Raw genomic sequence first — 17140 nt, 5'->3', positions numbered from 1 at the left:
TCAAGAGCCTTGGCCTGAACGCCTAGCACCCCGCCTATGCTCGCACCAGCGTCCCTGCGCCGCGCGCGGTAAAGAATTCCAGAAGCATCGCATGGGCAACCCGCCCGTCCAACACAACCGCAGCCTCGCAGCCCGATTGCACGGCGGAAACGCATGTCTCAAGCTTGGGCACCATCCCGCCTTTAATGACACCATCCTCGCGCAATTTTGCGATGTCGGCAGGGGTTAAATCGGTCACCAAATTGCCAGATCCATCGAGCACACCGGCCACATCGGTGAGCAGGAACAAGCGCGCCGCACCCAATGCAGAAGCGATCGCGCCCGCCATCGTATCCGCGTTGATATTATAGGTCGCGCCATCATCCCCTGCCGCGATGGGGGCGATGACCGGGATCATGCCTGCGCTGACAGCGGTATCGATCACGCTGGTATCAACCTCGGCGGGTTCGCCCACAAACCCCAGATCGACCACTTGTTCGATATGGCTTTCAGGATCGCGCGCGGTCCGGCTGACTTTACGCGCGGTGACCAGCCCCCCATCCTTGCCCGAAATGCCAAGCGCCTTGCCGCCCGCTTTACCCAGCCAACCCACGATTTCTTTGTTGATGGCCCCTGACAGGACCATTTCGGCCACCTTGGCTGTAGCCTCATCCGTGACCCGCAAGCCATCGACAAAAGTGCTCTCCACACCCAGCTTGGTCAGCATCTCGCCAATTTGCGGGCCGCCGCCATGAACGACAACCGGATTGATCCCAACCGCTTTCAGCAGCACAATATCCTCGGCGAAATCGCGCGCGGCCTGAGGCTCACCCATGGCGTGCCCGCCATATTTCACCACGAAAGTGCGCCCGGCATAACGCTGGAAATAAGGCAGGGCCTCGATCAGCACTTCGGCTTTGGCAAGGCTGGGGGCGCGATCAGTATCGCCTGTATTAGCAGAAGATGTGCTGTTCATGCCCGCGCGTCTAGCCATTTCGCGGCACGAGTGCAAAAGCCAAACCCCTTCGCTGGCGCGCGACCCTTGAATTGAGGCAGGTTGACACATTTGCACTTGGCAGAGACTTCAAATGCCTGTCTTGTGCGAATCGTCTTGAAGGTGGAGCGGGATCCGCATCATCAGGACTATCTTGTGGAAGGATTGTTATGAACACGACTCGTTTGAAGGGCTCAATCGCTCTCGCCGCTGCAGCTGGCCTGGCCGCCGCATGTTCGGGCGGCGCTGATGCCCCAACCGAAGCAGCCGAAGCTGGAACCGAAGCCGAAGCGCTCGCCGATGCCGGCGGCGGCGAAAAAGAGAAATGCTATGGAGTCTCGCTCGCAGGCAAAAACAGCTGCGAAGCCGGCCCCGGCACCAGCTGCGCGGGGACCAGCGTAATCGACTACCAAGGTAATGCCTGGACCTATGTCGATGCAGGCACCTGCCTTGAGATCGAGCGTCCAGATGGCAGTTTCGGCTCACTTGAAGAGACCGAAAACGTCTAATTCGGTCGTCACCGTCAAGGCGGTGATAACTGGAACTCAAAGCCGCGCAGGGTTGACCTCGCGCGGCTTTTTGTATGGTTTACAATTTGGTACATAGTCACGTCCGCGCTGTAATGGTACACAGTCACCCGCAAACTGGTCTGGAGGTGACGATGAACGACACGCAGGATGAACCAGACACAGCTGGTAGACGCCGCCAAGGCGATCGCCGCAAGGCGCAGCTGCCATTCGATGGCGAAGATCGGCGCAAGGCTGATCGGCGCTCTGGCGAAGAACGGCGCAAGAATGAGCGGCGTTCCGGAATAGACCGGCGGGGCGAGGGGCCTGATTGAAACCACCTCCTTTGGTCCCCGGCCAACGCCTTTCAACACGCTGTGCAGATCACCCTTGCTTGAGTAAACGTGTCGCCAGTCATGCTCAAACGCTCACGCAAATCCAACCGCATGCTCTCTTGGTGGCTCTTGTGGCGCGTGCCTATCATCGCGCTCATCGTCATGGGCGGGTGGTGGTATGGCATCCGCCCGATCACCGCAGAGCAAGGCTGGGTTCGGATAGACCAGACCTTCCCCATTTGCGGCTCTGCTTCCAAAGGCGCCGAGGGCTGCATCGCTGACGGCGACACCATCATCATCGGCTTCGGCCCAGGACGCCGCCGCATCCGGCTCACTGGCTTTGACACGCCAGAGCTTGACGGCCAATGCACCGCCGAACGCGAAACCGCGATCAATGCCCGCACCGCTTTGCGCGACTGGCTGGCGCGCGGGCCGTTTGAGTGGGACGGTGCGGATGACCCACCCTATGACCAATATGGCCGCGAATTGCGCGCTATCCGCCGCACGCGCCCCGATGGCAGCCACGAACACCTCGCCGACACCATGATCGCACGCGGCCTGGCAGGCGGCAGCGGCTGGGGCGAAGCGCCGGTCGATTGGTGCCGATAGCGTTCCCACCGCCTGCCCAATCGGCCCTTTTGCACAAGCCCCCTTGCCCTATGCACCTGTTTGCGTAGTCTACACCCGCATAACGCACGGCAATACAGGGGATCTGCCATGAACGAGCCAACTGAGCGACCAGACACCAATTCCGGTTTTGACTTCAACCAGCCCACGATCATCTCGCTTTGCTATCTGGGGAGCTTCATCACTGGTTTCTCCGGCCTTGTTGGCATTGTCCTCGCTCATGTCTGGCAGGGCGAGAACGGGGAGGATTGGGCCGCGTCCCATTTCACCTATCTCATCACCACGTTCTGGGTCGGCTTTCTCGCCTCAATCGTCGCGAGCGTTCTGATGTTCGTGCTCATCGGCTTTCTGCTTTTGCCTCTGATCGCGATCTGGGTCGGCGTTCGCAGCGTCATGAGCCTCATCAAAGCGCAGCGCCGTGAGCCCATGCCAGAGCCCAAGACGCTGCTGTTCTAGAGCCTACCTCTTAGCTCACTGGTCCACCGGATCGTCGATCTCGGCGTAGTCAGCATTGCCCGGCTCCTGCATCTCGGCCGTGTTGGGCGTATCGCCTTCGGGAGCTGCTTCCTCGATACCGGGGACAGCTTCCTCGATTTCCTCGCCCGTTGCCGCTTCGCCGTCATTGACAGCCTCTTGCGGTTCAAGCGCGCTATCGCCAGCGGATTGCTCGGCCCCGCAGGCTGTCAAAGCCAGCGCGGCTGCGGCAATCGCAGGGGCGGCGAGTTTGGAAAGGGTACGCATATCGTTCTCCTGTGTGTCTGCCCCTAGCAACACCGCAGCGCCGCTGACGGTTCCAAGAACGCTCGCCTTGATGGGCCGGTCAAAGCGCCGACAAGCCCCCAATCCCGCATGAGACATGGACCGCATGTTACACGGTCCTGGAGTTAAAAAACCAGCGGTTTTCTGCCGTTTTCGTATAGCGGCGCGCTGAGCGCATGTAGGAGACAGACGGGCGGTCATAACGGCCGCTCTTTTAGCGCGCCGCAGCGATGTAGGAAAATACGGACGATGCTCCTTTACTCACTCAATCACGTGAGTGCAGGCAGGCCTTCACGCTCCCGATCAAAAGGGTAAACAACCGCGCCCGCGTTAAAGTGTTTTTGACGAAAAGACGCAAAATTACCGCGCCATGGGCAAGATCAAACGCAATTCCCGCTGGCGAAAATCAACCAAACGCCGCACCCCGTCCCCAGCCCGGTGGTTCCCCATCGCGCTCGTTACTCTGCCATGCGCTGCTTTTACCGCCGTGCTGCTCGCGCCTTCCTTTGGCGAGACACCGCAGGCCATGGCGGCCGATAGCAGTAGCAATGGCTCCGCTGTCAGATCAGGGGCAGCCAGAGCGCGCGCTTCGGATAATGAACGTGCTTTCTTTACCCGCTGCAGCGGCCCTACCCGCGTCACCTGTGTCGTGGATGGCGATACGATCTGGTATCGCGGCGAGAAGATCAGACTGGTCGGCTTTGACACGCCCGAGATTAGCAATCCGGGTTGCCCGCGCGAGGCCCGGCTTGGCGCAGAGGCCACATCAGCCTTGCAGGACTGGCTCAATCAGGGTGCTTTCACCCTGTCCCCCAATCCCGATGGACGCAGCCAGGACCGCTATGGCCGGTCCTTGCGCGTCCTGTCGCGCGGCGGCGTGAATGTGGGCGAAATGCTGCTTGGTGCCGGTCTGGCCGAAAGGCGCGGCGGCAGGCGCAATGTCTGGTGCTGAAATGGGCGCTGCGCCGGAAAAACGCGACAAACCGGCCTGCCCGCTCTAGCATCACCGCCATGATGACACACCGCGCACGCTCGCTGCTTTTCGTTCTACCGCTCACCCTTATGGCTGCCTGCGATGCGCCTGACTTGGCGCAGGCCAATCTCAATTCAGATCCCACACCAGACCGCCAAGACATGTTCTGGCAGGCGCTGACCAGCCATTGCGGCAAGGCCTATTCGGGCAGTTTGGTAAGCGAGGATGCCGCCGATGCCGATTTTGCAGGCGCCGAGATGGTCATGCATGTGGCTGAGTGTTCGGATAAGCAAATCGCCATCCCATTCCATGTCAAACTGGGCGGCGAATGGGACCGATCGCGCACCTGGCTTATCACGCGCACAGATGACGGCAGCGAAAAAGGCCTGCGCCTCAAACACGATCACCGCCACAAGGACGGCGAGCCCGACGCGGTGACAATGTATGGAGGCGACACGGCAGACAGCGGCACGCAGCGCGTGCAGGCGTTTCCCGTCGATGATTTCAGCGTCGAAATGTTTGAGCGCGAGGGACTGAGCGCTTCTGTCACTAACGTATGGAGCGTGGAGGTAGACCCGGCGGTAAGCAAAGGCGGCACTTTCGTCTATCAACTCAAACGCACGGTCGAAGGCGGAGCGCCAGAGGACCGGCTGTTTCGGGTTGAGTTTGACCTGAGCGAAGAGGTGGACGCGCCCCCGGCGGCGTGGGGCTGGGAGAATTAAGAAAGCGCAACCATCTCCCCTCCCGCTTGCGGGAGGGGCTGGGGGTGGGCACGAACATGGAATGCCGAACTGGCAGCCGCGAAACACCAATCGAGCCCGCACACTCCGGAGCGAGGCAAGCCCTGACGAGCGCGCGCTCTGGCAGCACCTGTCCCGAAGCCAGCTCGGCGCGAAATTCAGCCGCCAAATGCCGCTTGGACAGTATTTCGCCGATTTCCTGTGCCGCGAGCTAAGACTTGTGATCGAGCTGGATGGCCACAGCCATGATGTCTCGCCAGCAAGTGATCGCGCCCGCGACGCGTGGATGAGGCGCGAGGGCTACACAGTCATGCGCTTTACGAACGCAGATGTCAGAGGCAATCCAGAAGGCGTGGTCACCGCTATCAGCGAGAAGATCAAAGAATTGCGCGCAATCTGACCCCACCGACCTGCGGGTGGGCGTTCTCCACTTCTCCCCTCCCGCCTGCGGGAGGGGCCGGGGGTGGGCGCGTATCCGAAGAACCAGACCAAGCCAGGCCCACCCCTAACCCCTCCCGCAAGCGGGAGGGGAGTACCTGCTCAACCGAAGATATGGATCCGGGGCTGTCCTTCGGGTTTGTCTGCTCGCGCTTTTCTAAGGGCGCTTAAAAGCCGCTTCGTAGAGAAGATGGCGGACACAAAAAAATAAACAAGTGACATGAATGCCAATACAAAGACCGTGCGAGTTGGTCTAAGTTGCTCAATGTCCGTCAAAAATGGCACATAGAGCTGACTTGAGGACAGAAAGTAAAAAAACAAACCTACTTGTGAGTAGACAAAAAGGAAAGTCAAAAGGATCAGGGGGATAGCTTTGTATACTAAGGCACCTACCAGGTTGCTGATATAAATCTTTCGGTCTGCATAATGATTGGGGCACTTTTGAGACAGAACAGCTTCAACGTCAGTCGACCAACTCCCAAATAGCAACCCGAGCACACCTGCAAATAAGCTGATGGCGTTTATTGCTTCCCCGGGGTCAAGCATATTGCTCCAAGAGAATGTTATAGGAAGCAGGCGCGACTTCGTAGGTGGCCACTGTACCTCTCACCTTTACCACAGCGCTGAGGCTTCCGTCAGCTTTCGCTAGGGTGGAGTTCAAGTGATTAATAACTGTCAGGTTATTCACGGTAAGTCTGAAACGATCACTATCATCATCGAGTTCTGCTGTTTGAAGTATTTCTAGAATACTACCCTTAATCTGTTGATGTAAGCCGCGCTGAAACTTAGCTGTGACACCGCCTAAACGGGCACGGGCTTGTTGCGGAGAAAGCTGAAAAAATCGACAAATCATGCTTTCGTCTGGAAGTCGCCCGTCAAGTACATGTTGGATCATGAGATAAATTCTGAATTCTAAGAAATCGATTGCTGATTTTTGCGACTGACCCAGCAACATTCGAAGATATTCGTCAGCGCCGGCTTTCGCGAATTTAGAGAACTCAGCATCAAGCTCGTGATCTTCACATTCTATTACGTCACAAAGGGTCGCCCGTTCGCGATCAGGAAGGTCGAGTTCGAAGTTGATCTGCACAGAAGCTCCTATCAGTATTAGGTTAGTGTGAACTCGACCGAGCCATCACCCCTCACTCCGCAGCTTCAAACATATCCGCATCACCCTCAGGCGTAGGGGCATCCTCGTTCACTGCTTTCGCCTTTTGGCGGTTGTCGAAGCTTGACCACACGGTGTTCCAGTCGCCGGTCGTCGCGCCTTTGGAATATTCGGTGGCGCGCGTTTCGAAGAAGTTGGCGTGCTCCACACCGTTCAGCAGCGGGGTGAGCCATGGCAGCGGGTGTTCGTCGATCATGTAGATTTCTTGCAGGCCCAGCTGCTTCAAACGCCAATCGGCGATGTAGCGGATGTATTTCTTGATCTCTTTCGCGGTCATCCCCTCAACCGGGCCCATTTCGAACGCGAGATCGATAAACGCATCTTCGAGCCGGACGGTTTTCTGGCAGATGTCGATGATGTCTTCCTTGACCGCTTTGGTCAGGCAATCACGCTCTTCGCAGAATGTGTGGAACATCTTGACGATGCCTTCGCAGTGCAAGCTTTCATCGCGCACTGACCAGCTGACGATTTGCCCCATGCCTTTCATCTTGTTGTGGCGCGGGAAATTCATCAGCATGGCAAAGGATGCGAACAGCTGAAGCCCTTCGGTAAAGCCGCCGAACATGGCGAGCGTGCGCGCGATGTCTTCGTCGGAATCGACGCTGAACTGGTGCATGTAATCATGCTTGTCCGCCATTTCCTCGTAATCAAGGAAAGCGGAATATTCCGATTCGGGCATGCCGATCGTGTCGAGCAGGTGCGAATAGGCGGCGATGTGCACCGTCTCCATATTGGAGAACGCGGCGAGCATCATTTTCACCTCGGTCGGTTTGAACACGCGGCCATATTTGTCGTGATAGCAATCCTGCACTTCGACATCGGCCTGAGTGAAGAATCGGAAGATCTGGGTGAGCAGATTGCGCTCATGATCGGTGAGGTTTTGCGCCCAGTCGCGGCAGTCCTCTCCCAGAGGCACTTCTTCGGGCATCCAGTGGATTTGCTGCTGGCGTTTCCAAAAGTCGTAAGCCCAAGGGTATTGGAACGGCTTGTAGGTCTTACGGGCTTCGAGCAACGACATCTTGTGTTTCCCTGTGTTTGAGTGCGCTTATCCTTATAGGAGAACAAACTACGAAGCGACAGGCAAGGGGGGATGATTTGCCGGGGATAGACCGTGCAAAATCTGAGTCGAATTGAGTCCGCGAAAGGCCAGCGAAGGCGTGTGTTGCACGCCCTTCATCATCTTAACCTTTGGCGCGCCCACCAGCCTGCGCATTTGCCCTTATGCGGTCTATCCGCCGCGGCTTTTCTTTGAGCCGAAAAAGCTGCCCCCGCCCAGCACCGTGATGCCGAGGAAAAAGCCGAAATCGTACCATCCGCCCGAATTGGGCACCGCGTAAACGGCGATATCGGGTGAGAACAGCGAGCCAATAAAGCTCCACGGGAAGATAAAGCCGTGCCACAGCCCCCACAAAAATCCGGGTGCGCTGGCCGCTTCGCTGACGCCGGCATCAATCTGGCTGGCGCAGGCAGAAACCAGCAGAGCAAGGCCAAGGGCCAGCGCGATCTGGCGAAGTTTCATCGTCCCTATCTCACTCAGTCCGGTCTCACTCAGTCCAAGCCCGCCTTAGCTCATATAGGCAAAGATGATCAGCAGGCTGGCCGGCAGAAACAGACCCGCCATCCCGGCATGGATCATGGCAGCGTTGTGTGTGTGGCCAACCCCTTCGGTTTTCAGCACACGGGCAGCGTTCAACAGATAGACCAGCGATACGATAAGGCCGAAAATACCGGCAATAACAGGAAGGTTCATTTGAGCTTCGTCCTTTTGCTAAGCGCCGATCCCGCAGCGCTGTAAGGACAGTATGACACACAGATGCGTCAAGCGCGAGAGGCTTGTCCGCGCGGCGCTTTCAGCCCGGCCAGCGAGCGCATCAAACGAAGCGGCGGACCATGCCTTCTGAGCGGGTTTCGTGAAAGGCGGTGCCGGCCGCATCCCAATCCGCTTCGGCCAAATGTCCGAACAGGCGCGGGGGAAGCGGACGCAAAAACGCCAGCCCCGCCTGACCCGAAGCGCGCCAGACAACCTCGGCCATATGCGGCCCGGTGCCTGCGATGAAAAAGCGGACATATTCGCCCAGCCGCAAACCCGAACGCGGATCATGCACCCGGCACCCGCCATGCGACAGATCGGCCAATTCCACATCCCATTGCATGCCCTTGGGCGTGCGATAAGAGCCTGCAGCCGAAGTGGTGACGCGTTTGGATTGGCGAGCTTTCATGACGGTCCGCGTACCATGTTTGTGGTTACCAAAGTCTTTCAGAATTTACATTTGGGAATAGAGTCTTTGCCATGAAGCAAAGAAAACCCCGTAGGCCAGTGTGACCTGCGGGGTTTTCTGGATAGTGAGCGATCATCAGCGGTAACTCACAGCATCTCACTGACAGCTCAAGCATTCCTCGTAATCGGTCTGCTGTTCGCCCAACTCCGCTTTCAGTTCGATTTCGGGGGCGTTGGCGGTGTTGTCCGCTTCGACGCCGCCTGCAAAACCGGCGCGCTGCACGGATTTTGAACGGAGATAATAGAGCGATTTGATGCCTTTTTCCCACGCTTGGAAATGCAGCATCATCAGATCCCATTTATCGACATCCGCCGGGATAAACAGGTTCAGCGATTGCGCCTGATCGACATAGGGCGCGCGGTCGGCTGCGAATTCCAGCAGCCAGCGCTGATCGATTTCAAAGCTGGTTTTAAAGCTCGCCTTTTCCTCATCCGACAGAAAATCGAGATGCTGGACGCTGCCGCCTTTTTCGAGGATCGAATTCCACACATTGTTGGAATTTTTCGATTTCTTGTCGAGGATCTTCTCAAGATACGGGTTCTTGACGATGAAGCTGCCCGACAAGGTTTTGTGCGTGTAGATATTGGCCGGGATCGGTTCGATGCAGGCGCTTGTCCCGCCGCAAATGATCGAAATCGACGCGGTCGGAGCAATCGCCATTTTGCACGAGAAACGCTCCATCGCGCCCATTTCAGCGGCATCCGGGCACGGCCCGCGCTCTTGCGCAAGCAGCATGGAGGCTTCGGATGCTTTGGCCTGAATATGCTTGAACATTTTCAGGTTGAGCGCTTTCGCCATCGCGCTTTCAAAACCAAGCCCCTTTTGCTGGAGGAAGGAATGGAAGCCCATCACGCCCAGCCCAACAGACCGCTCACGCTCGGCTGAGTATTTCGCGCGGGCCATTTCATCAGGCGCGCGGTCAATATAATCCTGAAGCACATTGTCGAGCATGCGCATCACGTCTTCGATAAACTGCTTATCACCGCTCCATTCGTCCCATTTTTCAAGGTTGAGCGAAGACAGGCAGCACACCGCCGTCCGGTCATTGCCAAGGTGATCGATCCCGGTTGGCAAAGTGATTTCGCTGCACAGATTGGACGTCGACACTTTCAGACCCAGTTCGCGGTGATGCTTTGGCATCATGCGGTTCACCGTGTCGTTGAACACGATATAGGGTTCCCCCGTGGCCAGCCGCGTTTCGACCAGTTTCTGGAACAAAGAGCGCGCATCAACCTTGCCGCGCACTTCCTGGGTCTTGGGCGATTTCAATTCAAATTCGGCCCCGTCGCGCACCGCTTCCATAAACTCATCGGTGAGCAGCACGCCGTGATGCAGGTTCAATGCCTTGCGATTGAAATCGCCAGACGGTTTACGGATTTCGAGGAATTCCTCAATTTCAGGGTGTGACACATCAAGATAGCACGCTGCCGATCCCCGGCGCAGCGATCCTTGCGAAATTGCCAGAGTCAGCGAGTCCATAACCCGCACAAACGGAATGATGCCGCTGGTTTTGCCATTAAGGCCAACCGGTTCACCAATGCCGCGCACATTGCCCCAATAGGTGCCAATGCCACCGCCTTTGGAGGCTAGCCAGACATTTTCATTCCAGGTGCCGACAATCCCGCCAAGGCTGTCTTCGACCGAGTTGAGATAGCATGAGATCGGCAGGCCGCGCGATGTGCCGCCATTCGACAGCACCGGCGTTGCAGGCATAAACCAAAGGTTTGAAATGTAATCATACAGCCGCTGGGCATGCTCCTGATCATCGGCATAGGCATCTGCGACCCGCGCAAACAGATCCTGGAATTTCTCACCGGGCAGCAAATAGCGATCAATCAGCGTTTCCTTGCCGAAATCGGTGAGATTGGCATCGCGGCCTTCATCGGTTTGGATCGTAAAGCGGCGATCATTGACCTTTTTGCTGTCAGGAATGGCTGCGTCCTTGGCCGCAGCAGCAACCGCATTGCCAAGCGCCTGTGCACCTTTGGCCGCAATCAGCTCTTCGCTGCCGGGATCGGATTTGTCCATTGTCATTGCCTTTTCCTGCCCTGGCTTTGCCTGCGCCGACTGCCCGTCTGCCAATCGATCACCTGCCAATCGATCATCTGCCACTGGGGCGTTGTTCGCATCGCTGTCATTCAGCAAATCCAAATTGCTTTCTACTGGCACGCCATCACTCGCTTTAAAATCCATGTAAGCCCCGTATTGTCCTCGGAATTGAACGCTTGCGCAAGCGCAAATGTTCCAATTCTGTTCCGTCTCTCTTTGTCGACTGATTGCCCACAACCCATCCCCATGATGGCCACAGACTTATCCGTCCTTTATCCCCCAACTCGCCTTGCCACGCCCAAATCTCAGCGACTCCCTCTCCATCCCGCTGCAATCAGCGGCCACGGCAAATCACCTAATTGTGGGGGTCCAATGCGAACCGAACCACTAGATGATGAATCAGAGAGGATTGCGGGTCAACCAGTGATTAACCCTAAATCGGATGAAATCGGCGGTGTGTTACCCCGATCAACCACCGCGACGCGTGGAGAAAGCTAGAGTCGCGGGGGCGCAAGCCCCAAATTGAATCTGTGAAGAAAAATATGGTGATTGTTAGGTGTGAATCAATCTGTGGAGCAATCGAATCCGTAACGGCAATTCTATTGCTCAGGAGCGCGCAAGGGGGCTGAGAAAGCCCTATGTCGCAGCGAATTCAGAAACGCTCGCGGATTTTGCGTGGGCAGCGATTTCATCGGCCAGTTGCTCGGTCAATTCGCCCGGCAGATCATGGCCCCAGCCCGCAATGGTCACCAGCTTTGCGCCGGGAATATGTTTGGCCGTCTCTCGCCCTGCTTCAACCTTGACCAGCGGATCGCCCTCGCCATGCAGCACAAGTGTGGGGGTGGTGATCCCTTCCAGCCGTTTGCGCCGGTCGCCATCATCGATAATCGCGGCCAATTGGCGCGGCAGTCCGGCGGGATAGACCGAGCGGCGAATACCTTTGAGCACCAGATCGCGCCGCCGCTCAGGATCGCCTTGAAAACCGGGCGAGCCAATCTTGGCGCGAATGTGCAGCCCATGCGCGAGCAGATCATCCTCTTCCATCGAAGGCAGCGGAGCGACCAGCGCCTCCATCGCTTCCTTGTCAGCCTGCGGCAATTTGGGATTTCCGGTGGTGGACATGATCGAGGTGAGCGACAACAGCAAATGCCGGTGATGCACCGCCATCAGCTGAGCGATCATCCCGCCCATGCTCGCGCCCACCACATGCGCTTTTTCAATGCCGAGCGCTGTCAGCAGCCCTGCGCCATCATCCGCCATATCTTTGAGCGAATAAGGCACCGCCGCAGGCCAGCCAAAGCGTTTGCGCAGCACTTGCCAGGCGATGCCGGGCGCGCGGGCATCGCCCATTTTCTCACTCAACCCGATATCGCGATTGTCATAGCGCACCACATGAAACCCGCGATCCACCAAAGCGGCGACAAAATCATCGGGCCACAAAGTCATCTGCGCGCCCAGCCCCATCACCAGCAAAATGGTCTCATTTGCCCGGTCGCCATGCTCATCATAGAACAGCTCTAAACCGGTCGTGGTGGTGGTGATGGTGGGCATGGGACGCAGCCTTTGTGCAAATTGAGTTCGGTTTTGAGACTAGTTTGCCTGGGCCATTCGATCAAGGCGCCGAGGAAAGGGGGCGCCAGTCGGGGCCGAAAATCTCGTATCCGCGTGCCTCCAATCGGTCGAGCACGCCTTTATCCTCTGCCAGAACGCGCAGCGGCACCACGGCGAGCGTCACTCCGTTTTTGCCTGCCGCATCTTCGATCATGCCTGTCCACTGCGCGCGGATGTCCTCGCCCAGTTCATCATCGGCCCACGGCCAGCATTGCCCCAGTGCTTGCTCCAGCGGATTGGCCATAACGGCAGGCACATCGAATTTGCGCCAGTCATTGCCGCGTTTTTCGATAATGGCCTGACCTTGCTCAGTCGCCGTCATGGCCGCTTCAAGACAGGCAATATGGCTTTCGGGCGGAGCATCTGCGAGATTGTCGAGCAAATCTTCGCCCCTAAATCGTTCGGGCCGGGTGACAGGCACGTCGCCCTTTTTGGCGGCCTTTTTAACGATGTCGGTCGCGTCTTTGGTGGTCTCATCATCAAAGTCGAGCCGGCGAGCGAGCAGGTCAAAGCCTGTCATCAGAAAACTGCCGCGATCATAATCCTTGTCATATGTCTCTTCGAGAGCCGCCAACCGCCTCCGCTGATCGGGCGAAAGGTAATCGGATGCGACCGTTTTACCGGGAAGCTTGGTGAACTTGCCCCCGCTAAAGATCAGGCGAAAGGCATCACCGGGCGAAAATTTGGGCGCAGCGCGAATGATGACGCGGCTCGCCTCGGCAGTCGCCTCTTTGAGCCTGTCCGGCTGCCAAGGAGTGGATTTGGGCACGGCGCGGATTTCGCCGACCAGAATGATTGTCCCGCTCGCGGTATCAATCGTCCACATCGGCGCGCCAGAGCGCTGCGCGGTGACGACGATTTGGTTGGGGGTGGGCGGCTCCAGGGCTCCGAGGGGGGCGGCAACGGACAATGCGACAAATATTGATAAGCGGCGCATAAAAGTGCCTTTCCTGCCCGGTGCTCTATTGCCCCTCTTGCTTATTCGAAGCAGGCCGCAACTGAACGATCAATGAAGTCTGCTCGCTGTCATCATCATACGCGCAGCGCAGGCGCATCAGCAGAGGCAGTTTCGCTCTGCCCGGAGCCCAGTAATCATAAACGCCATCGGATACGCATTGGGCAGCAGAGATCGTCCGCTGTTCAAAATACTGCTGCGTCGTCATGGATGATGAGCGCGGGTGCTCGGCGACATTGGTGACAAAAAAGGCCTTTTGCGATTCCAGCCTGTCCTGAACCGCATCACGCGATATGCGATGCGTGCCGCCATACGTAACCGTGATCCCGTCGGGCTGATCTTGGACGATGGGAGGGGCGGACAAGCTAACGGGGCGAGACGCGGCAATCCACGGAATGCCCCCGCGTTCGGTCATCATGATGTGCGGGCTGCGCGGTTCCAAATCTTTGTCGCGCTTAATCGAATAGCCTTGGGGCTCACCCTCTGCGTCATAATCCATCGACTTGACGAAGCGATCCACCACCAGCGTGGTTTCTGCGCCTGTTTCCCAATGGATCTGCACGAAATAAACCTCAACGCGCGAAGCCTCGTGATATCCCAAATTGTCGGTCGACACGCGCAGAAGAAACAAATGGTCCTCGCTCACCCCGATCGGCTCCTCGACAAAGTCGATAAAGACATCAGGGCTTGCCGAGGCAGGCGCGGCCATAAACAGGGCAATAGCAGTCATGGCGGCTTTGAGTGGATATGTCGTCACGGCACCAGCACCGTGTCTTTCACAAGCTCTCCCGTTTCCGGGTAATCGAGCGTGTAGTGCAGCCCCCGGCTTTCGTGCCTTTCCAGTGCCGACCTGACGATCAGCTCGGCCGCCTGCACCAGATTGCGCAGTTCAATCAGATCGGTCGTCACTCGGAAAGCGCCGTAATAATCCTCAATCTCCTGCTGGAGCAATTCGATCCGGCTTTTGGCTCGCTCCAGCCGTTTGGTTGTGCGAACGATACCGACATAGTTCCACATGAAGCGGCGGATTTCGGTCCAGTTCTGTTTGATGACGACTTCCTCATCGGAATCGGTCACGCGGCTTTCATCCCAGGGCAGGATTGCGGGCGGTTCCGCCAAAGTGCCCCAATTTGCGAGGATGTCTTCAGCTGCCGCTTCGCCAAAGACAAAGCATTCGAGCAGGCTGTTCGACGCCAGACGGTTTGCCCCGTGAAGGCCGCTTTCGGTCACCTCGCCAGCAGCCCACAGGCCCGGCAAATCGGTGCGCGCGTTAAGGTCCACCACCACCCCGCCGCAGGTGTAATGCTGCGCAGGGACGACCGGGATCGGCCCGGTCGTCATATCAATGCCCAGCCCGATGAGCTTTTCATCAATCGTGGGGAAATGGCTGCGGATGAAATCGGCGCTTTCGTGGCTGATATCGAGATGCACGTAATCAAGGCCAAAGCGTTTGATCTGATCATCAATCGCGCGCGCCACCACATCGCGCGGGGCCAGCTCCATGCGCTCAGGATCATAGTCCGCCATGAACCGGTGACCCGTTTCGGGATGGTAGAGCCTTCCCCCTTCGCCGCGAACAGCCTCTGTGATGAGGAAGTTTTTGACTTCGAGATTGTAAAGGCAAGTCGGGTGGAACTGCATCATCTCCATGTTGGATACGCGCGCGCCTGCCCGCCATGCCATCGCAATACCATCGCCCGTCGCGCCCCGCGGCGCGGTTGAGAATTGGTAGACGCGCCCTGCTCCCCCAGCGGCCAGAATAGTCGCGCGGGCGATATGGCGCTCAACCCGTCCGGTGTCCTCGTTCAACGCGTAAACGCCCCAAACCCGGCCTGCGGCAGAGAACTTCTCGCCATGCCGGTCAGTGATGAAATCGACGCAGGTGCGCCCGCCCAGCATGGTGATATTGGGATTGGCCTCTGCTGCTTTGAGCAATGCGGATTGCACCGCCCAACCTGTCGCATCATCGACATGCACAATCCGGCGATGCGAATGCCCGCCTTCGCGCGTGAGATGCAGATCGCCCGAATCCTGATTGAACGGCACGCCCAGTTCAACCAGCCGGTCAATCGAGGCGGGCGCGCCTTCGATTACAAATTCGACAGTGTCGCGGTCATTCAAACCCGCGCCTGCCACCATCGTATCGCGCACATGGTTTTCAAAGGTATCGCCCGCATCCAGCACGGCGGCGATCCCGCCCTGAGCCCAAGCGGTGGAGCCGCCGGTCAGCGATCCCTTGGCCAAGACCAGCACACGTTTGCTTTCCGCCAATTCCAGCGCAGCGGTCAGGCCAGCGGCTCCCGATCCGATTACGATTACGTCAAAAAGAGAATTCTTGGTCGTTGAGGTGCTCATCATCAGAGCAATGCCGCCCAATTCGTGCAGGGGCAAGCAGATTGGCACCAACCATAAAGCGGCCGCGTTACAGCCCTTTAATGGTTAGGGCCATGGCGCACCTGCGGGTGACTTGTAAATTGGCGCGAATCCCGCCTGCACGGCGACCACAACGCTTATCAGCAAAGGACACCAAGGCCGCATGTCCCGCTTGCATCACCCCATCAAAAGGTTGCTATGCGTCTTTGGCCGCCATGCGCCCCAGCGCGGCAAGGTTGTTTGGGACGGACGGCGCTATGTGGGCAATTGCAAGCACTGCAAGAAGCCGCTTTACAGGGTCGCGCATAAGGTCTGGCGCGCGCAGCTTGATGACAGAACCGGTGCCGCTAGAGCGCGTAGCAATCAAGGTCATCAGCAACACTGACAGGCCCCTTATATCCGCCGCTTATCGCCTCCAGCCCGCTGTCTATCCGGCTGAGCGAGCGCTGCATATTGTGCGTCAGCACCAGCCTTTCTGCTTCCAACGCGCCCGCCAATTCGCCGATCTGCTCGGGCGTTCGGTGCAGCCCGCGCGGCTGACCATCTTCGCCATTGATCACGTGATGGGCGAACAGGATGGCGGGCTTCGTCCCTGTAAGGTCAGACAGGAACCGCTCGCTTAAAAAGCTTTGATCGCCCGTAATGACAATGCTTTGGTCGCCCCACTGTATGGCATATCCCAGCGCGGGCACCGGGCCGTGATGAACGGGATGCGCCATCACCGAATAATCGTTGGAGATATCCAGCCCTGTTGGCGCGGCGGCACCTTCGCTTGTGACAATATCGCGCGGCTGCAAAATTGGCTTGTTCTCGCTGCCGTCCAGAAATCCGCCATTATAGGCGAAAGCGCCCGTATCCTTTGACATCAGCCGCGCGAGAAACTCGCTCGTCCCAGCAAATCGCGGTGCGCTGCCCGGGCCGATGACAGGCAGAGGCGTGGTGCGTCCCTCGAACCCTCCGGAATTGAGCACGTCAATCACATCGCCTGCATGATCAGCATGCAGATGGGTGAGCAGGATCGCATCCAGCTCAGCGATGCTGGCACCCGCCTCGGCAAAGCGCACGAAACTGCCCGATCCCGCATCGATCAGCAATCGCGCCGCGCCATTAATCCAGAACAGATAGGATGTGCCCGCGCGCGCCTGATCGCCCCCTTCTGCTATAGGCCCCCCGCTGCCCAGCACTTGCAGGGCCGCCCCCTTAGATGGGCATTCGGCAGATTGCTCCGCGCGGGGCAGCGCCAATGTGGCATCTGCCGGGCTGTTTTCAGGCATTGCGGTGTTATCTTCAAAAGCGAGCCAGCCGCAACCGCCCAATGCGATCGCAGCCATCGCAGGCAAAACGGGGCGCACCG

The 17140-nt window shown here is 57.9% G+C and carries 21 protein-coding genes; 7 read left to right on the top strand and 14 right to left on the bottom strand.

Going from position 1 to position 17140, the window contains the following annotated elements; translation table 11 throughout:
* Nucleotides 1-34: 34 nt before the first annotated feature.
* Nucleotides 35-955 (bottom strand): acetylglutamate kinase, encoded by a 921-nt coding sequence (argB, locus tag AC0V6L_RS06950; RefSeq protein WP_486153585.1) that lies wholly within the window; start codon nt 953-955, stop codon nt 35-37.
* Nucleotides 956-1143: 188 nt separating this feature from the next.
* Between argB and AC0V6L_RS06945 the strand changes: the two genes are divergently transcribed.
* The 4 genes from AC0V6L_RS06945 to AC0V6L_RS06930 all read left to right on the top strand — a co-directional run bounded on the left by AC0V6L_RS06945 (nt 1144) and on the right by AC0V6L_RS06930 (nt 2897).
* A complete protein-coding gene (locus tag AC0V6L_RS06945; protein ID WP_486153584.1) occupies nt 1144-1482 on the top strand; it encodes a BufA1 family periplasmic bufferin-type metallophore in 339 nt (112 codons plus the stop codon).
* Nucleotides 1483-1634: 152 nt separating this feature from the next.
* Nucleotides 1635-1814, top strand: coding sequence for a hypothetical protein (locus AC0V6L_RS06940; protein WP_486149533.1), 180 nt, complete (start codon nt 1635-1637; stop codon nt 1812-1814).
* Nucleotides 1815-1895: 81 nt separating this feature from the next.
* A complete protein-coding gene (locus AC0V6L_RS06935; RefSeq protein ID WP_486153583.1) occupies nt 1896-2423 on the top strand; it encodes a thermonuclease family protein in 528 nt (175 codons plus the stop codon).
* A 108-nt stretch (nt 2424-2531) separates the two neighbouring features.
* On the top strand, nt 2532-2897 hold the full coding sequence (locus tag AC0V6L_RS06930) for a DUF4870 family protein (protein ID WP_486149529.1): 366 nt from the start codon (nt 2532-2534) through the stop codon (nt 2895-2897).
* 15 nt (nt 2898-2912) lie between these two features.
* Here AC0V6L_RS06930 and AC0V6L_RS06925 read toward each other — a convergent pair whose 3' ends face one another.
* Nucleotides 2913-3182 carry a hypothetical protein gene (locus AC0V6L_RS06925; RefSeq protein WP_486153582.1) on the bottom strand — a complete coding sequence of 90 codons (270 nt, stop codon included), beginning with the start codon at nt 3180-3182 and terminating at the stop codon, nt 2913-2915.
* 388 nt (nt 3183-3570) lie between these two features.
* On the opposite strand from AC0V6L_RS06925, the gene AC0V6L_RS06920 reads away from it, so the two are divergent.
* The 3 genes from AC0V6L_RS06920 (at nt 3571) to AC0V6L_RS06910 (ending at nt 5313) form a co-directional block, all read left to right on the top strand.
* Nucleotides 3571-4152, top strand: a complete 582-nt coding sequence (locus AC0V6L_RS06920) for a thermonuclease family protein (RefSeq protein WP_486153581.1) — start codon at nt 3571-3573, stop codon at nt 4150-4152.
* A 59-nt stretch (nt 4153-4211) separates the two neighbouring features.
* Entirely contained in the window at nt 4212-4895 is a 684-nt protein-coding gene (locus AC0V6L_RS06915; protein ID WP_486153580.1) for a hypothetical protein, read from the top strand.
* A gap of 61 nt (nt 4896-4956) precedes the next feature.
* Nucleotides 4957-5313, top strand: coding sequence for an endonuclease domain-containing protein (locus AC0V6L_RS06910; protein WP_486153579.1), 357 nt, complete (start codon nt 4957-4959; stop codon nt 5311-5313).
* 140 nt (nt 5314-5453) lie between these two features.
* Here the strand turns inward: AC0V6L_RS06910 and AC0V6L_RS06905 are convergent, their stop codons facing one another.
* From AC0V6L_RS06905 to AC0V6L_RS06850, 12 genes are all read right to left on the bottom strand, one after another.
* The gene (locus tag AC0V6L_RS06905; RefSeq protein WP_486153578.1) at nt 5454-5897 is read right to left on the bottom strand and encodes a hypothetical protein; all 444 of its coding nucleotides are present in this window, start codon (nt 5895-5897) and stop codon (nt 5454-5456) included.
* A complete protein-coding gene (locus tag AC0V6L_RS06900) occupies nt 5890-6441 on the bottom strand; it encodes a hypothetical protein (RefSeq protein WP_486153577.1) in 552 nt (183 codons plus the stop codon). Before AC0V6L_RS06900 ends, AC0V6L_RS06905 begins: the two co-directional genes overlap by 8 nt.
* 52 nt (nt 6442-6493) lie before the next feature.
* Nucleotides 6494-7537 (bottom strand): ribonucleotide-diphosphate reductase subunit beta, encoded by a 1044-nt coding sequence (locus AC0V6L_RS06895; RefSeq protein ID WP_486153576.1) that lies wholly within the window; start codon nt 7535-7537, stop codon nt 6494-6496.
* A gap of 210 nt (nt 7538-7747) precedes the next feature.
* Nucleotides 7748-8038, bottom strand: a complete 291-nt coding sequence (locus tag AC0V6L_RS06890; RefSeq protein ID WP_486149517.1) for a hypothetical protein — start codon at nt 8036-8038, stop codon at nt 7748-7750.
* A 45-nt stretch (nt 8039-8083) separates the two neighbouring features.
* A complete protein-coding gene (locus tag AC0V6L_RS06885; RefSeq protein WP_486153575.1) occupies nt 8084-8269 on the bottom strand; it encodes a hypothetical protein in 186 nt (61 codons plus the stop codon).
* Nucleotides 8270-8390: 121 nt separating this feature from the next.
* Nucleotides 8391-8738 carry a PilZ domain-containing protein gene (locus AC0V6L_RS06880; protein WP_486149513.1) on the bottom strand — a complete coding sequence of 116 codons (348 nt, stop codon included), beginning with the start codon at nt 8736-8738 and terminating at the stop codon, nt 8391-8393.
* Nucleotides 8739-8894: 156 nt separating this feature from the next.
* Complete coding sequence (locus tag AC0V6L_RS06875; protein ID WP_486153574.1) at nt 8895-10991, bottom strand: ribonucleoside-diphosphate reductase subunit alpha; 2097 nt, start codon at nt 10989-10991, stop codon at nt 8895-8897.
* 492 nt (nt 10992-11483) lie between these two features.
* Entirely contained in the window at nt 11484-12398 is a 915-nt protein-coding gene (locus tag AC0V6L_RS06870; protein ID WP_486149509.1) for an alpha/beta fold hydrolase, read from the bottom strand.
* Between the two features lie 61 nt (nt 12399-12459).
* Nucleotides 12460-13395, bottom strand: coding sequence for a TraB/GumN family protein (locus tag AC0V6L_RS06865; RefSeq protein ID WP_486153573.1), 936 nt, complete (start codon nt 13393-13395; stop codon nt 12460-12462).
* A gap of 25 nt (nt 13396-13420) precedes the next feature.
* Nucleotides 13421-14170: a hypothetical protein gene (locus AC0V6L_RS06860; protein ID WP_486153572.1), complete on the bottom strand. Its 750-nt coding sequence runs from the start codon at nt 14168-14170 to the stop codon at nt 13421-13423.
* Nucleotides 14167-15771 carry an L-aspartate oxidase gene (nadB, locus tag AC0V6L_RS06855; RefSeq protein ID WP_486153571.1) on the bottom strand — a complete coding sequence of 535 codons (1605 nt, stop codon included), beginning with the start codon at nt 15769-15771 and terminating at the stop codon, nt 14167-14169. The genes AC0V6L_RS06860 and nadB overlap by 4 nt, the downstream gene beginning before the upstream one ends.
* Before the next feature lie 362 nt (nt 15772-16133).
* Nucleotides 16134-17138, bottom strand: coding sequence for an MBL fold metallo-hydrolase (locus AC0V6L_RS06850; protein ID WP_486153570.1), 1005 nt, complete (start codon nt 17136-17138; stop codon nt 16134-16136).
* Between the last annotated feature and the right edge of the window lie 2 nt (nt 17139-17140).

This window comes from Erythrobacter sp. JB1-15 (assembly GCF_057365035.1).
This window is presented reverse-complemented; position numbering and strand designations above follow the sequence as displayed.

Bases quoted from the DNA above. Each gene is read 5' to 3' on its own strand.
- nadB (WP_486153571.1), bottom strand. From the start codon at position 15,771: ATGATGAGCACCTCAACGACCAAGAATTCTCTTTTTGACGTAATCGTA.
- AC0V6L_RS06915 (WP_486153580.1), top strand. From the start codon at position 4,212: ATGATGACACACCGCGCACGCTCGCTGCTTTTCGTTCTACCGCTCACC.
- AC0V6L_RS06935 (WP_486153583.1), top strand. From the start codon at position 1,896: ATGCTCAAACGCTCACGCAAATCCAACCGCATGCTCTCTTGGTGGCTC.
- AC0V6L_RS06945 (WP_486153584.1), top strand. From the start codon at position 1,144: ATGAACACGACTCGTTTGAAGGGCTCAATCGCTCTCGCCGCTGCAGCT.
- AC0V6L_RS06890 (WP_486149517.1), bottom strand. From the start codon at position 8,038: ATGAAACTTCGCCAGATCGCGCTGGCCCTTGGCCTTGCTCTGCTGGTT.
- AC0V6L_RS06905 (WP_486153578.1), bottom strand. From the start codon at position 5,897: ATGCTTGACCCCGGGGAAGCAATAAACGCCATCAGCTTATTTGCAGGT.
- AC0V6L_RS06865 (WP_486153573.1), bottom strand. From the start codon at position 13,395: ATGCGCCGCTTATCAATATTTGTCGCATTGTCCGTTGCCGCCCCCCTC.
- AC0V6L_RS06920 (WP_486153581.1), top strand. From the start codon at position 3,571: ATGGGCAAGATCAAACGCAATTCCCGCTGGCGAAAATCAACCAAACGC.
- argB (WP_486153585.1), bottom strand. From the start codon at position 955: ATGAACAGCACATCTTCTGCTAATACAGGCGATACTGATCGCGCCCCC.
- AC0V6L_RS06885 (WP_486153575.1), bottom strand. From the start codon at position 8,269: ATGAACCTTCCTGTTATTGCCGGTATTTTCGGCCTTATCGTATCGCTG.
- AC0V6L_RS06925 (WP_486153582.1), bottom strand. From the start codon at position 3,182: ATGCGTACCCTTTCCAAACTCGCCGCCCCTGCGATTGCCGCAGCCGCG.
- AC0V6L_RS06875 (WP_486153574.1), bottom strand. From the start codon at position 10,991: ATGGATTTTAAAGCGAGTGATGGCGTGCCAGTAGAAAGCAATTTGGAT.
- AC0V6L_RS06910 (WP_486153579.1), top strand. From the start codon at position 4,957: ATGCCGAACTGGCAGCCGCGAAACACCAATCGAGCCCGCACACTCCGG.
- AC0V6L_RS06880 (WP_486149513.1), bottom strand. From the start codon at position 8,738: ATGAAAGCTCGCCAATCCAAACGCGTCACCACTTCGGCTGCAGGCTCT.
- AC0V6L_RS06940 (WP_486149533.1), top strand. From the start codon at position 1,635: ATGAACGACACGCAGGATGAACCAGACACAGCTGGTAGACGCCGCCAA.
- AC0V6L_RS06930 (WP_486149529.1), top strand. From the start codon at position 2,532: ATGAACGAGCCAACTGAGCGACCAGACACCAATTCCGGTTTTGACTTC.
- AC0V6L_RS06870 (WP_486149509.1), bottom strand. From the start codon at position 12,398: ATGCCCACCATCACCACCACCACGACCGGTTTAGAGCTGTTCTATGAT.
- AC0V6L_RS06895 (WP_486153576.1), bottom strand. From the start codon at position 7,537: ATGTCGTTGCTCGAAGCCCGTAAGACCTACAAGCCGTTCCAATACCCT.